General features: G+C 64.3%; 14 protein-coding genes. 6 read left to right on the top strand and 8 right to left on the bottom strand.

Annotated elements, in window-relative coordinates:
• Positions 1–33 precede the first annotated feature (33 nt).
• Both LDB05_RS20365 and LDB05_RS20360 read right to left on the bottom strand, forming a co-directional pair.
• On the bottom strand, positions 34–555 hold the full coding sequence (locus LDB05_RS20365) for a hypothetical protein (RefSeq protein WP_226005795.1): 522 nt from the start codon (positions 553–555) through the stop codon (positions 34–36).
• Positions 556–638: 83 nt separating this feature from the next.
• Positions 639–1,448 carry an RIO1 family regulatory kinase/ATPase domain-containing protein gene (locus LDB05_RS20360; RefSeq protein WP_226005794.1) on the bottom strand — a complete coding sequence of 270 codons (810 nt, stop codon included), beginning with the start codon at positions 1,446–1,448 and terminating at the stop codon, positions 639–641.
• Between the two features lie 181 nt (positions 1,449–1,629).
• Between LDB05_RS20360 and LDB05_RS20355 the strand changes: the two genes are divergently transcribed.
• Together LDB05_RS20355 and LDB05_RS20350 are read left to right on the top strand one after the other, a co-directional pair.
• Positions 1,630–2,766: a DUF7544 domain-containing protein gene (locus tag LDB05_RS20355; protein WP_226005793.1), complete on the top strand. Its 1,137-nt coding sequence runs from the start codon at positions 1,630–1,632 to the stop codon at positions 2,764–2,766.
• 69 nt (positions 2,767–2,835) lie between these two features.
• Complete coding sequence (locus tag LDB05_RS20350) at positions 2,836–3,978, top strand: acyl-CoA dehydrogenase family protein (RefSeq protein WP_226005792.1); 1,143 nt, start codon at positions 2,836–2,838, stop codon at positions 3,976–3,978.
• A gap of 87 nt (positions 3,979–4,065) precedes the next feature.
• Here the strand turns inward: LDB05_RS20350 and LDB05_RS20345 are convergent, their stop codons facing one another.
• The 5 genes from LDB05_RS20345 to LDB05_RS20325 form a co-directional block, all read right to left on the bottom strand.
• Positions 4,066–4,827 (bottom strand): DUF6517 family protein, encoded by a 762-nt coding sequence (locus LDB05_RS20345; RefSeq protein WP_226005791.1) that lies wholly within the window; start codon positions 4,825–4,827, stop codon positions 4,066–4,068.
• Between the two features lie 157 nt (positions 4,828–4,984).
• The gene (locus tag LDB05_RS20340; protein WP_226005790.1) at positions 4,985–6,241 is read right to left on the bottom strand and encodes a Glu/Leu/Phe/Val family dehydrogenase; all 1,257 of its coding nucleotides are present in this window, start codon (positions 6,239–6,241) and stop codon (positions 4,985–4,987) included.
• 108 nt (positions 6,242–6,349) lie between these two features.
• Positions 6,350–7,207 (bottom strand): HpcH/HpaI aldolase/citrate lyase family protein, encoded by an 858-nt coding sequence (locus LDB05_RS20335; RefSeq protein ID WP_226005789.1) that lies wholly within the window; start codon positions 7,205–7,207, stop codon positions 6,350–6,352.
• A 201-nt stretch (positions 7,208–7,408) separates the two neighbouring features.
• Positions 7,409–8,911, bottom strand: coding sequence for a right-handed parallel beta-helix repeat-containing protein (locus LDB05_RS20330; RefSeq protein WP_226005788.1), 1,503 nt, complete (start codon positions 8,909–8,911; stop codon positions 7,409–7,411).
• 504 nt (positions 8,912–9,415) lie between these two features.
• Complete coding sequence (locus tag LDB05_RS20325; RefSeq protein WP_226005787.1) at positions 9,416–9,661, bottom strand: DUF8106 domain-containing protein; 246 nt, start codon at positions 9,659–9,661, stop codon at positions 9,416–9,418.
• 121 nt (positions 9,662–9,782) lie between these two features.
• Here LDB05_RS20325 and LDB05_RS20320 point away from each other — a divergent pair, with 121 nt between their 5' ends.
• From LDB05_RS20320 to LDB05_RS20305, 4 genes are all read left to right on the top strand, one after another.
• Entirely contained in the window at positions 9,783–11,183 is a 1,401-nt protein-coding gene (locus tag LDB05_RS20320) for an NAD-dependent succinate-semialdehyde dehydrogenase (RefSeq protein ID WP_226005786.1), read from the top strand.
• A 103-nt stretch (positions 11,184–11,286) separates the two neighbouring features.
• On the top strand, positions 11,287–11,796 hold the full coding sequence (locus tag LDB05_RS20315; protein WP_343232881.1) for a MaoC family dehydratase: 510 nt from the start codon (positions 11,287–11,289) through the stop codon (positions 11,794–11,796).
• Positions 11,797–11,801: 5 nt separating this feature from the next.
• Positions 11,802–12,428, top strand: coding sequence for a PH domain-containing protein (locus tag LDB05_RS20310; RefSeq protein WP_226005784.1), 627 nt, complete (start codon positions 11,802–11,804; stop codon positions 12,426–12,428).
• Positions 12,406–13,029 (top strand): PH domain-containing protein, encoded by a 624-nt coding sequence (locus tag LDB05_RS20305; RefSeq protein ID WP_226005783.1) that lies wholly within the window; start codon positions 12,406–12,408, stop codon positions 13,027–13,029. The genes LDB05_RS20310 and LDB05_RS20305 overlap by 23 nt, the downstream gene beginning before the upstream one ends.
• A 213-nt stretch (positions 13,030–13,242) precedes the next feature.
• On the opposite strand, the gene LDB05_RS20300 is transcribed toward LDB05_RS20305, so the two are convergent.
• Complete coding sequence (locus tag LDB05_RS20300; RefSeq protein WP_226005782.1) at positions 13,243–13,593, bottom strand: DUF5658 family protein; 351 nt, start codon at positions 13,591–13,593, stop codon at positions 13,243–13,245.
• Positions 13,594–13,628: the final 35 nt, after the last annotated feature.

Genomic DNA, 13,628 nt, shown 5'->3' with positions numbered 1-13,628 from the left:
GTATGTACGAATGCGGAGGTGAGCCGCGTTGTCCTATCGATCCTCCTCCTCACCGCGGTCTTTCGTCACGGTCCGGTCGCCCTCCGGCGGGGCCTGCTCGGTATCCGGGTGGCGCTCCCCACCTGACTCGGTCATCTCTTCCTCCGACGGCTCGAGTCCCTCTCCCGTCCGCCCCTCCGCATCCGCGGCCGGTTCGTCGGGCGTCCCCGACGGTGGACCCATGGTCCGCTGCTCGTCGCTGTCGTCCCGATCTTCGGTGCTCTCGGTTCGCTCGATGACGGAATCGGTACCCGCCTCGGCCGGTTCGTCCGGCGACGAACGGTCGTCCTCGAGCCGGATTGCGGTCTCGGTACGCTCGCTCACGGCGCTCGCGTCCATCGGGACGATATCCTCGTCGGTCTCCCACTCGAGGATCGCCCGTATCGTGTCCCTCGTGTCGTCGTTCACGTCGACGTACGCCGTGTGCGGCTCGGTCAGTTTGATGGTCCCGAGGAGGTCGCCGCTCGCGGTTTCGACCCGCTTGCCGACGTCGTCGTCGGTGAACGGTGGGCACATGCGCGAGCGTAGCGCTCCCTCGCGAAAGCGCATGGTGCCTGCACTGGCCTGTCGGACGGTGACCGATCGCCGTCCGATTCCGGCTACCCTCCGCCCAAATCGGCCGCCTTCTCGAGTTCGCTGCGCAACGTCGTCGAATCGAACTCGTGATCGGGGCGGAGCCGGACGAAGTCGAGAAACTCCCGCGCGGAGAGCAACGCGTCGGGATCGTAGGCCGTTGCAGCCGCGTTGACGGCCTCCCGCGGCCCGATGCGGGGCTCGAGGACGGCCAGCGCGCAGGCCAGGTCGTAGGCCGTCGTCTCGTCGACTCGGTCGTCGTGAACGCTGGTCGCGTCGATGAAATAGAACTCGCCGTCACAGAGCAGGATGTTCTCCGCCCGCAGATCGCCGTGAGCGAGCCCGTGGTCGTGAAGGGTTGCGAGCATCGAGAAGAGTTCCGGCGCTCGCTCCGTCACGACGTCGTCGGAGACGTCGCCGAGCGACCGGAACTCCGGCAGGTACTCGAGGACGAGGACGCCGAGCCCGTTGACCTCGAAGGCGTCGATCGGCCGCGGGGCGTTGATGCCGATCTCCTGCATTCGCTCGGTCGCCTCGTACTCGTGTTCGACCATCTCGCGGGGGGTATCGAACCGATCGAAAAAGCCCTCGGTCCCCGAGGAGAACGCGCCGACGTTCCGGCCGGTCGTCAACACGGCGTGAACCAGGGCGTTCTGTCGGGAGACGATCTTGACGAACCACTCGTCGTCGATGACACAGGGCGTCGAGAGCCAGTTGTCCGCCTCGAGGAACTCGACGCGGACTTCCTCGCGGTCGTAGCGATCCGCCAGCGTGCGGACGACACGCTCGATGCGGCTCCACTCGATGGATCCTCGTGCGAGCCGGCGGATGTCCATACCGAACGTATCGCCGGTTGGCGTTAAATGCTCCTCGAAGTGTTACCGGGGAGAGAGATCACGTCCGGCGAGCGTCGTATCCACCGATTCGTTCCGTTAGTACTAGCAAATACTACCGTATCTAAAACTGACTGATACGTAAATAGATAATATTAACAGGGAACGATTTCTATCCGAAAACATGTATGCGACAAAAGACCTGAGTGACGCGATCGACGTGACTCGTGGGTTCCTGGCGGGGGCCAGTTTCTGGACGTGGATCAAACTGGCAATCATCGTCTTTTTCGTGGGCGGCGTCGTGTCCGGAGGACCGCCGACCCCCGGCGGCGGTGGCGGCGAATTCGGCGGCGAGCCGACACCCGGTACCGGTACTGACCCCGGAGCGGCAGTCGGTTTCGGCGAAATGCTGCCGGCACTCATCGTCATCGCGGCCATCGGCCTGACGATCTACCTCGTGTTCGCCTTCAGTGGCTCGCTCCTCGAGTTCGCGCTGCTCGAGTCGCTGCGCTCCGGCGAGGTTCACGTCCGTCGGTACACGAAGCGTAATCTCGAGCTCGGGGTTCGACTCTTCGGATTCCGACTCGCGCTGGGCCTGATCGCGCTCCTCGTGTTCGGCGTCCCCGCGTACGCCTTGTATACGACGATGGAGACCGATTCGGCGGCGTTCATCGGGGCACTAGCACTTCTCGCGATCCCGATATATCTCGTCTACGCCGTCGTCAATCGGTTCACGACCGTCTTCGTCGCGCCGACCATGCTCCAAGAGGACGCGGGAGTCGTCGCCGCCTGGAAGCGGTTCCGGCGGACGCTGACCGCCAACTGGAAGGAGTATCTCGTCTACCTCCTGCTGGTCTGGGTGGTACAGTTAGGATTCGGCATCGCGCTCGGAGTCATCTTTTTCATCGGGTTCTTCATTCTCGCCATCCCGCTCATTTTGATCGCTTTCATTCCAATCATCGGGATCTTCATCATTTTCCTCGCCATTCCGTTCGTTCTCCTGCTCTCTTCACTGATCCAGGTCCCTTTTGTCGTGTATCTACGCTACTACGCGCTGTTGGTGCTCGGTGATACGGACGCGGAACTCGACCTCGTTCCCGACCAGCGAGCGAGGGTTCGCGGCGACGCAACGACGGAGTCCAGCGGATCCGACGACTGGGACTCGAACGACGGCCAGCCCGACGACGACCGACCCGACGACCGCCCCGCCGGCGAGGACGGTGACGACGGGACCGATTCCTGGGGCGGCCCCGATCACTGGGACTCGAGCGATGAGGACGACTCGGACACCGACCGCGACGACGACCGATCCGGCCGGTAGCGACGCGACCACCCTCCGATCGATGCAGTTCTCCGGTGCGTTTATTTCGCGCCTCGGCAAGTATTGCGTATGCCCCTCGAGCTATCCGACGAACACCGGATGATTCGAAAGACCGTCAGGGACTTCTGCGAAACCGAGATCGAACCGATCGCGCAGGAAATCGAAGACGAGCACCGCTTCCCCGCGGAGATCTTCGACCAGCTCGCGGATCTCGATATGATGGGCGTCCCGATCACCGAGGAGTACGGCGGCCTGGGCGGCGATACCCTCATGTACGCGCTCGTCGCCGAGGAACTCGGCCGCGTCTCCGGCGCGATCGGGCTCTCCTACGTGGCACACACCTCGCTCGCGTCGAAGCCGATCGAACTGTTCGGCAGCGAAGCCCAGAAAGAACGCTGGCTCCGGCCCCTCGCGGAGGGCGAGTACCTCGGCGGCTGGGCGCTGACCGAACCGAGCAGCGGCTCCGACGCCTCCGATATGGACACCACCGCGGAGCGAGACGGCGACGAGTGGGTTCTCAACGGGACCAAGCAGTTCATCACGAACGCTTCCGAAGCCGGCTCGATACTCGTGAAGGCCGTCACCGTCCCCGAGGCGGGCTACGACGGTATCTCGACGTTCATCGTCGACCCGGCCGAAGACGACGGCTTCGAGGTGACGACGATCTGGGACAAGATGGGGCTCAACGCCTCGCCGACCTGTGAAATCGCACTCGAGAACGTGCGCCTACCGGAAGACCGCCTGCTCGGCGCGGAGGGCGACGGCTGGGACCAGACGAAGAAGACGCTCGACGGCGGTCGCATCTCGATCGCCGCGCTCTCCACGGGGCTCGCGCAGGGAGCCTACGAGCACGCGAAGCAGTACAGTACGGAACGCGAACAGTTCGGGCAGCCGATTTGCGAGTTCGACGCGATCCGGGATACGATCGTCGACATGCACCGAAAGACCGAGCGGGCGCGACTGCTCACCCACGACGCTGCGCGGAAATACGACCGAGGCGACCCCGTCACGCGAGAGTCCGCCCTCGCGAAACTCGACGCCAGCGAAGCCGCCCGCGAGGTCGCCGAAGACGCCGTGCAGGTGCTGGGCGGCTACGGGTATACGACCGACTTCGCGCCGCAGCGGTTCTATCGCGACGCGAAGCTCATGGAGATCGGCGAGGGAACGAGCGAAATCCAGCACCTGGTCATCGGTCGCGAACTCGGACTCTAACGTTCGCGGCCGCGTTCGGAGACGGTCCGGAGTTGAAAACTGTTCGAATCCGAGCGACGAAGTGACTCTCCGCGAATTCGGTCGGCCTCAGCCGAGGACGCCGTCGTCACTCTCGTTGTCGTCGGTTTCGTTGTCACTGCTTCCGTCGGTTTCGTTGTCACTACTTTCGTTTCCGCCGTCGTCGGACCCGGAATCGCCGGTCGAGGCGTCCTCATCAACCTCCGTCGTCACCGCCTCCGTGACCGTCTCGATGTTCGGCTCCTCCTGATCTCTCGCGTACTGCGGATAGACGCCGATGGTCACGAGCAAGTCTTCGTCGGCCTCGACGGCCTCGGTGATGTGGATGTCGACGTCGACGCTCCGCCCGTCGAACTCGGCGTCCGCGGTAAACATGGAGCGAGTCGTCGTTTGCTCGAGGATCGTAACGTCGGAGTCCTCCTCGTGGGATATGTTGCTGATTTCGTCGTAGTTGCTCCTGACGAGATCCATGAGTTCCTGCGTCGACATCTCTCCGACGGGGTTGAGCTCCTTGCCGACGATGCTCACCTGCGGCGTCGTCAACACGTTGAAGATGGCGCCGCGTCGGCTGCCGAGCGGCCCCATGTCGATCGTCTTCTCGTGTTTGGTCATGTGATTGGTGACGGTGACCGTCTCGTTCGTCGGTCCGACGTCCCGCTCGACCGGGAGCGCTTCGATAGCGGTCTGCTCGTAGCCCGTCTCCTCGCGAGCGGCGGCTTCGACGCCGGCGGGGGACGACTCGTGTTCGGCCAGCCCGAGCATACCCAGACAACCCGATAGCCCAGCGAAACCAGCGGCGCCGACGCCTGCGATGAGGGTTCGTCGTTTCATCTCCCTGCAAATGACGGGGGAGTTGGTAAGTGTTTGTTGGAACGCCGACTGTCTGTCAGACGAGAAGGAAATCGGTGGTGCGAAACGGAATCGCCGAGAGAAACAATGGCTCGAAAGATACCGTCCGTCGGGTCGCCCGAATCGATCGCTCCTCGAGTCAGGGCCAGCTGCCGGCTTCCTCGAACGCGTCGGCGACGCGCTGGATCGCGACGACGTAGGCCGCGGTTCGCGGGTTCTCGAGGTCGTGTTTCTCGTAGGTCTCGACGAGTGCGTCAAAGGCGTCGACGATGACCCCCTCGAGTTCCTCGTTGACGCGTTCCTCCGACCAGGAGAACCGCTGGCGGTTCTGGACCCACTCGAAGTAGGAGACGGTGACACCGCCCGCGTTCGCGAGGATATCCGGGATGACGAAGACGTCCTTGTCCTCGAGCACCGCGTCGGCAGTCGGCGTCAGCGGCCCGTTCGCGGCCTCCGAGATGACGTCAGCCTCGACGTCCTCGGCGAGGTCAGCGTCGATCGCGTTCTCGAGCGCCGCCGGGATCAGCAGGTCGACGTCGAGGGTGAGGACGTCCTCGTTGGTGAGCTCCTCCTCGCTTCCCTCGAAGCCGACGACGCTGCCGGTCTCGTTCTTGTGGTCTTTCGCCGCGACCGGATCGAACCCGTCGGGGTTGTAGATGCCGCCGCTCGAGTCGCTGGCGGCAACGACCGTCGCGCCCATCTGTTCGATCAGTTTGGCGGCGATCCAGCCGGCGTTCCCGTAGCCCTGCACGGCGACGGTCGCGCCCTCGAGGTCCTTGTCGAGGTAGTCGAACGCCTCGCGCGCGGCGAGGACGGTCGAGCGGCCGGTCGCCTCGACGCGGCCCTCGCTGCCGCCCGAGTCGAGCGCCTTGCCCGTAATGACTCCCGGCTCGGTCGTGTTCTCGAGGGTCTCGTAGGTGTCTTTGATCCAGTTCATCTCCCGCTGACCCGTGTTCACGTCGGGCGCGGGAACGTCCCGGTCCTCGCCGATCATCGGGCGGATCTCTTTCGCGAACGAGCGCGTGAGTCGCTCGAGTTCGCTCTCGGAGTAGTCGTCCGGATCGAGGATGATCCCTCCCTTGCCGCCGCCGAGCGGAATGTCGACGATGGCGGTCTTGTAGGTCATCCAACCGGACAGCGCCTTGACCTCGTCCCGGGAGACCCCCGGGTGGTAGCGGATGCCGCCTTTGTAGGGCCCGCGGTCGCCGTTGAACTGGGACCGGAAGGCTTTGAACCGCTCGAGGTCGCCGTCGTCGCGTTCGATCGTGAGATTCGTCTCGAGGACTCGCTCGGGGTGTTTGAGTCGCTCGATGACGTCGCCGCCGATGTCGAGGTACTGTGCGGCCTCGTCGATCTGTGACTGGAGACTTTCGAACGGGTTGGTATCCTCGCTCATACTCGGTTGGTTCCGGCACCCGGGGCATAAGCGTAGCGAATATCTATCATGGGAGGCGATACCTGTTCACTTTAATTATGATATTTACCTTGTATACTGGGCATTCGGTCAGCTTTCGTCGGCAGCCGCGGCCCGTTCCCGAATCCGTTCGGCACGTGCGATCAGCGGCGCGTCGATCATCTCCCCGTCGACTGCGAAGACCCCTCGCCCCTCTGCATCAGCCTCGCGTTTGGCCTCGAGGACGCGGTCGGCCCACTCGCGTTCCTCGGCGGAAGGTGTGAACGCCTCGTTGATCGGACCTATCTGCGCGGGATGAATCGCCAGCTTTCCGTCGTAGCCCAGTTGGATCGCGAAGTCGACGTCCTCCCGCAGTGCGGCCTCGTCCTCGAAGTCGGTGACGAGGGTGTCGATCGCCGCACACTCGTTCGCCGCCGCCGCGAGCACGACGCGTTCCCGCGCGTAGAGTACTTCCGTCCCCTCGGCGGTCCGCGTCGCTCCGATATCCGCCGAAAGGTCCTCCGCGCCGAACGCCAGCGCATCGGTTTCGGGCACGGCCGCGATCTCCGGCGCGTCGAGGATGCCGTCGGCGCTCTCGAGCAAAGCCAGGACGGGCAGGGACGCGTCGTAGTTACCCACTTCGTCGGCGAGTGTCCGAACGTCGTCCGGTGACCCGACTTTCGGAAGCATGAGGCTCTCGAGGGACTCGCTGTGGTCATCGGCGAACAGCGCGTCCAGGTCGTCCGCTCGAGTCGCGTCCGTCGCGTTGACGCGAACGCACACCTCACAGTCGGGATCGAACTCGGGATCGGAAAGCACGTTCCGCACCGCCTCGCGGGCCTCCGTCTTGCGCCGCGGGGCGACGGCGTCCTCGAGATCGAAGACGATCACGTCGGCTCCCGCGTCGGGCGCTTTCCGGCACATTTCGGGTCGGTCACCGGGGGTAAAGAGTACGCTTCTACGGACCATGGTGGTGTGTCGGACAGCCAGGATCAAAACCGTCCGTGTGGCGGCGAGCCGTCACCGCCCGCTCCGTCGGCATCTCTCCGCCCGGCGATACTGCGAGGGTGACGGTGTCGGCCGGATCGGCCTCAAGAGAGGTACGACAGCGTGGGAACGGGCACCCCCGATTTAGAGTGAAACGCGACCGTTCACGACGAGTGAAAACCGCTACGAGGATGCCTTCCACTCCCGCAACTCACCATCGACGACGACGTCGCTGCCGACATCCTCGAACGCGACACCACCGTAGGCGACGCTGCTACCCGGCCCCGCGTAGACGCCCGCGTCGCCACAGTCCGCCGCTCGAGCGGTCGTCAGCGTCGCATCGACGTTCTCTCGGAACCGGAACGCCTGACTCGACGCTCCCTTGGCCGTCACGGTACTCAGCTTCAGGTCGTCCATATCGTCGAAGAGGATCGAGTTCGTGAACTCCCCGTCGACGATGGTGTTCGATATTTCCGCTCCGTCGAACCCGGCCGCGTAGATTCCCGATCCGGCGGCCAGTCCACGGTTGTCGGTCCTGATCGTGACGTTGGTGATCGTCAGCTCCCGTCGGCCGCTCTCGAGCTGTCCGAGCGAGATCCCCCTCGCGTTCTCGATACACGACACGGAGTCGATCGTCAGATCTGCGATCTCGTCACCGGTGTCACCCCTGATCGCCGCGTACAGGCAACCGGTGATGTAGCCGTCTCTGATCGTAATCGACTCGTTGCCGTTCCGGTGCATGTGGACGCCGTAATCGGGGCCGTTCTCCGGATCGATCTCGAAGTTCTCGAGCGTACAGTTCCGCGTCCGCGTCCCGTCGCTTCCGGTCAACAACTCGTCAGTGCCGTCCCAGATGCTGTTCGACGCAATCTCTGACGTCTGGTTGTCGAACTGAATCGGCGCGTTCGATCCGGCATCGCCCCCTCGAGTCGCCCAATAGCCGTCGATAGTGACGTTCTTGGACGACACGACGTCGATGTGATGGTAGTAGATGCGGTCGCCGTAGACGTCTTCTAGTCGAACGTTTTCCGCATGTGCGAGCATGATGCCGTTCGTGTCCGGCGAATCGATTCGAACGTTGCAGATCCCCCAGTTCGATGCGCCATCGTACTCGACTCCGTCGTAGCCCCTGTTGGAGAGCAGGGCTCGTCCCTCTTCGCCGTCGGGACGCGATCCCTCGAAGACCGTCGAACGACCCGCGCCCAGCAGAATCGTATCATCGCCGATCAACGGCGTCCGCTCGAAGACGTACCGTCCGGGCGGGAAGTAGACGATTCCGCCGCCAGCTGACTCGACTTGCGCGAGAAGGTCGTGGACATCCCGACCGACCTCGGTCTCGCCGTCACCCTCGATCCCGTGGGCTTCGACGTTCCAGACGGGCGTTTCCGCGGTGCGCGCGTCGACGAACTCCGCCGCCTCGAAGTGGCTCGTTCCGGGTACCGGCTGATCAGAATTCCCCCGTCCGCTGAAGTACACCCAGTCCTCGTCTGAGGCGTCCCAGCGCCACGTGATTCCCTGATCGGTCGCGTGGTAGAGTTCGTCGTCGTACTCGCCCTCGGCGGGGCGGTCGCCGATCGGTCCCCGAACGATCGCGTGTTCGTCGACGGCCTCGACCGTGTCGGTATGGTCCCACTCCTCGCCTTCCTCGAACGTGCCCAGGTCGAGTCGCGGTGTTCGCTCACCCACGGTTACTCACTCCCGACACCGTATTCGCGCCCGTATTGGGCCCCATAGTCGGTAGTGACCGACGACTCACTTTCCGTACAGCCTGCCAGCAGAAGGGACGTTCCCGAGACCGCGACGAGAACGTCCCGTCGGCGAAGTCCAGAATAGATCATACAGCCAGACTGTCTTACCATAGTATAAATATACTGTCTCGACTGTGGATCGGCCCACTCAGGATTCGAAGTGCGGTTTGCCGTAGAAATCTCGACCACCACCCGGAAGGCCGGGAGGTAGTGACCACCGAGCAGGGCCGGAACGGCAGGTGAGGTCGGATCTGCCAGATCACGCGGTAAGAGCGCGACAGTGAATATCGCTAGCGCAGAGAGTAGCAACTTCGTCCCGATTCTCTCGTTCCGGATCTTTCACTCTGAATCGGGGGAGGGGGTCCTCCGAAAACGAGTGTTGAGCGAAAGACGGTTGGTCCAGGTACGAAAATTCGACCGACCCAAAACCGCGAACTTCGGTTTAGGTAGCTTCGACGAGTTCGGAGTGGCGTCGTGATCGGCGGTCGACGACCGAGCCGCAGTCGGTACAGACGAGCAGTCGATCGCCGTCGGCCGTCATCGTCTCCCAGTCGTCGGTGATCGGGCTCTCGTGGCCACACTCCGGACAGAAGAGGACGGTCTTTCGTCGTTCGGACGGTGGATGCGAGTCGTGCGTTCCCCGCTCGGGCGGCGGCTGCGAATCGTCGTGGTACGTGCGAATTGCCATTGCCGCTGCTATGAACTCGACTGGGATAGGGGTTGTGCGGCACGAACTATCGTGACGGACCGGGGCGTGCCTTTGGTAGGCAGCCCCGCGTACTAAGCAGTTCGTCGTGGTCGGTCACTGCATGTCCATCGAGAGTACCAATCCGGCGACGGGAGACGTCGTCGACAGCTTCGAGGAAACCTCCGACGAGGAGCGAGACGACCACCTCGAGCGGGCGACCGAGACCTTCGAGGAGTGGAGCGAGACGCCGATCGAAACGCGACAGCGGCTGCTGGCGAAGGCCGCCGACATCCTCCGGGAGAGCGAGGACGAGTACGCGGAACTAATGACTGAAGAGATGGGGAAACCCATCGGACAGGCGCACGCCGAGGTCGAGAAGTGCGCGTGGGTCTGTGACTACTACGCCGAGACCGCCGCGGAACACCTCCAGGACGAGGTCGTCGCGAGCGACGAGCGCGCGAAGACGGTCGTCGCCTACCAGCCGATCGGCCCGGTGCTCGCGATCATGCCGTGGAACTTCCCCTTCTGGCAAGTGTTCCGCTTTGCGGCCCCGAACCTCGCAGCGGGTAACGTCGGCCTGCTGAAACACGCCTCGAACGTCCCCGGCTGTGCGCGGGCTATCGAGGACGTCTTCGAGCAAGCGGGCTTCCCGGAGGGCGCGTTCACGTCCCTGCTGATCAGCTCTAGCGAGATCGACGAGGTGATCGAGGACGACAGAGTACGGGCCGTCACCATCACCGGCAGCGACGGTGCCGGTCGAGCAGTCGCCGAGTCCGCCGGGAGCCAGCTCAAGAAGACCGTCCTCGAGCTCGGCGGGAGCGATCCCTTCGTCGTTCTCGAGGACGCGCCGATGGAACAGACCGTCGAGACGGCGGTCCAGGCGCGGCTCATCAACAACGGCCAGTCCTGTATCGCGGCCAAGCGGTTCATCGTGGTCGACGACGTCTACGACGAGTTCGTCGACCGCTTCGTCGACGAGATGGACGCACAGACCGTCGGCGATCCGATGGACGACGAGACCGACATCGGACCGCAAGCCCGCGAAGACCTCATGGAGGAACTCCACGAGCAGGTCGAAGAGACGGTCGAACAGGGCGGCGAGATCGAACTCGGCGGCGCGCCGATGGACCGCGACGGCGCGTTCTACCCGCCCACGGTGATGACGGACGTTCCCGAAAACGCGCCCGCAGACCAGGAGGAACTGTTCGGCCCGGTTGCGACAGTGTTCCGGGTGCCCGACGAAGAAGCCGCCATCGAGAAAGCCAACGACACCCGATTCGGGCTCGGCGCGAGCGTCTGGACGGAGGACCTCGAGCGCGGCGAGCGGGTCGCCCGCCAGTTCGAGTCGGGACTCGCGTTCGTCAACGAACTCGTCAAGTCCGATCCCCGACTCCCCTTCGGCGGCGTGAAGGACTCTGGCTACGGACGGGAACTCTCGCGTCAGGGAATTCGGGAGTTCGTGAACACGAAGACGATCTGGGTCCAGCAGGACGCCGGCGAAGAGCCTGACATGGTCGAATAACGTCGGATCGGTCACCCGAGAGTGCGTCTGCGGCGGTGTCTGCTCTCGAGTACCGAACGAGCGCCGACCCCTCCCACATACCTTTCGAAGAGACGACACGTTTTTGTGCGTACTGCGTGACTCCGAACCTATGACCGGACTGTACTACGAGGAGTTCGAGGTCGGCGAGACCATCGAGCACGAACGCCGGCGGACGATCTCCGAGAGCGACAACCAGCGCTTTTGCGACATGACGATGAACCAGCAGCCGCTCCACCTCGACGCCGAGTTCGCGGCCGACACGGAGTTCGGCGAGCGACTCGTCAACGGCCTCTACACGATGTCACTCGCCGTCGGCGTCTCGATTCCCGAGACGACCGACGGGACCATCGTGGCGAACCTCTCGTACGACAACGTCGAACACCCGAACCCGGTCTTCCACGGGGACACGATTCGCGTCCAGTCGACGGTCACGGACAAGCGCGAGACCAGCGACGGCGAGCGCGGGATCGTCACGATGCACGTCGAGGCGTTCAAGGTGAACGATTCGGACGAACCGCTCGTCTGCGAGTTCGACCGAACCGCACTCTCGCTGAAACGGGAGCACGCTGAGACTGACGAAAACGGGGAGTGACGACGATGAGCACCGAACCCACGGACGATGACGTCGGAGTCGACCTCGAGTGGCTATCGCTAGACGACGGCGAAGACGTGATCTGGGCCGGCGGTCCGGATCGGCGGACGCTCATTCCGGCGTTCGCGATCGGGATTCCGCTCTCGATCGTGCTGATCGGGCTCGTCATCATCGCCAGCGAGTACCTCCGCGTGACGAACACCCACTACGTCGTGACGACCCGCGCGCTGTACAAGAAGACGGGCGTGCTCTCGCGGGACGTCAAGCGGATCGAACACGCGAAAGTCCAGGACATCTCCTACAGCCAGAGCGCGCTGGGGACCCACTTCGGCTACGGCTCCGTCGAGGTCAGTACCGCCGGCGGCTCCGGCGTCGAGATGGCCTTCACGTCGGTGCCCGACCCGAAGGCCGTCCAGCAACGGATCAGCGAGCGGATCAAACGCGAACGCGGCGAGTCGGGGGACGAACGCACGAAAGACGACGTTCTCGAGGAAATCCTCACCGAACTCCGGGCGATCCGGACGGCCGTCGAGGGGAGCGCTTCGGCTCGGTCGAACACCGAGACCCGTACTACTAACCAGCGAAGCGACGGCAGCCAGTCCTACGAGTATGACGAAGACCGATCCATCTGAGCCCGACTCGGAGCGGCCCGAGACCGGAGACGTGCCCATTCCGGGCGGTGAGCCGGCCGCGGCGGAGCCTCGATGGCTCCCGCTCGAGGAGGGCGAACGGATCCGCTGGCAGGGCGGCCCGCGGATCCAGACCGTCTTGCCGTGGGTCGCGGTCGCCCTCGTCGGGACAGCGGTCCTGCTGGCAGCGATCGCTCTCGATGTCTTACCGACCATCGCCGTCGTGGGCGTGGTGCTCGTCGTCGCCCCGGCGCTCTGGCAGTACGCCCGCGTCTCACGGACCGCGTTCGTCGTCACGAACACGGTCGCCGCGACCCGACACGGCGTCCTCGGGCGGACCGTTCGAACCGTCTCGCTCGGGCGAATTCAGAACACGACGGTCGAACAGAACCCGATCGGCCGGCTCGTCGGTCACGGGACCGTCACGATCGAAGCCGCCAGCGGCTCGGAACTCGCCTTCTGGAACGTCGACGACCCGGGAGACATCCGGGACCGGCTCGAGGCCGAACGCGAGCGTCTGACCGGGCAGGAGGTTCCGGGCCGCCGCGACCAGTGGGAAGCGGTCCTCGCCGAGGTCCGGGAGTGGCGGCGGGCGCTCGAGTGAAGTACCTCGGGGTCAAGTGGTTCGAAAGGCCGGAGGCCTTTCGCGGACCTCGCGAATTCTGGCGGGACGTACGTCCCGCTGATCTCGCGGGAGCTTCGCTCAGTCACGAGACGGCAAAGCCGTCTCGAACGACCCCGAGACACTCGCCCTCTTCCACCTGTCGAGTCAGTCGGTCGGACGCTCGAGGCGACCTCCGACAGTTCTCGCGGCGACTTAAACGACGGTCGAGATCGTGTAGACGTTGAGAATCGCGGCAATCAACCACGGACCCGCGAGCCCGGCCGGGACGATCGCCCGATACTCCCGCTCGAGCAGCGGCCGACAGACGAGCCCGACGCCGATCGCGCCCGCCTTCAGGGCGACCATCCCGCCGAAACCGTAGCTCTCGATCGCCCCACGGGCGGCCGGATTCGACTCGGAGAGACCGAGGTGGAGCCCGACGAACGTCGTGGCGATATCGGCGACGAGGGAGAGGAGTACGACCCCCCAGAGCAGTCGCTCGAGGTCGACGGGCGTCACGTCGCCGGGGAGCCGATGGTGAAGGGTTGTGCCCTCGGAACTCATAGGCTCCCCGCCGGAGTCGAACCGGATCGCCGTGC

Origin of the sequence: Natrinema salinisoli (assembly GCF_020405205.1) — an archaeon.
In the GTDB taxonomy this organism is placed as follows: domain Archaea; phylum Halobacteriota; class Halobacteria; order Halobacteriales; family Natrialbaceae; genus Natrinema; species Natrinema salinisoli.
The sequence above is the reverse complement of the archived record's forward strand: the minus strand, read 5'-3'. Positions and strand labels throughout refer to the sequence as shown.

Coding starts and splice junctions, on each gene's coding strand:
- LDB05_RS20365 (WP_226005795.1), bottom strand. CDS start 555: ATGTGCCCACCGTTCACCGACGACGACGTCGGCAAGCGGGTCGAAACC.
- LDB05_RS20360 (WP_226005794.1), bottom strand. CDS start 1,448: ATGGACATCCGCCGGCTCGCACGAGGATCCATCGAGTGGAGCCGCATC.
- LDB05_RS20355 (WP_226005793.1), top strand. CDS start 1,630: ATGTATGCGACAAAAGACCTGAGTGACGCGATCGACGTGACTCGTGGG.
- LDB05_RS20350 (WP_226005792.1), top strand. CDS start 2,836: ATGCCCCTCGAGCTATCCGACGAACACCGGATGATTCGAAAGACCGTC.
- LDB05_RS20345 (WP_226005791.1), bottom strand. CDS start 4,827: ATGAAACGACGAACCCTCATCGCAGGCGTCGGCGCCGCTGGTTTCGCT.
- LDB05_RS20340 (WP_226005790.1), bottom strand. CDS start 6,241: ATGAGCGAGGATACCAACCCGTTCGAAAGTCTCCAGTCACAGATCGAC.
- LDB05_RS20335 (WP_226005789.1), bottom strand. CDS start 7,207: ATGGTCCGTAGAAGCGTACTCTTTACCCCCGGTGACCGACCCGAAATG.
- LDB05_RS20325 (WP_226005787.1), bottom strand. CDS start 9,661: ATGGCAATTCGCACGTACCACGACGATTCGCAGCCGCCGCCCGAGCGG.
- LDB05_RS20320 (WP_226005786.1), top strand. CDS start 9,783: ATGTCCATCGAGAGTACCAATCCGGCGACGGGAGACGTCGTCGACAGC.
- LDB05_RS20310 (WP_226005784.1), top strand. CDS start 11,802: ATGAGCACCGAACCCACGGACGATGACGTCGGAGTCGACCTCGAGTGG.
- LDB05_RS20305 (WP_226005783.1), top strand. CDS start 12,406: ATGACGAAGACCGATCCATCTGAGCCCGACTCGGAGCGGCCCGAGACC.
- LDB05_RS20300 (WP_226005782.1), bottom strand. CDS start 13,593: ATGAGTTCCGAGGGCACAACCCTTCACCATCGGCTCCCCGGCGACGTG.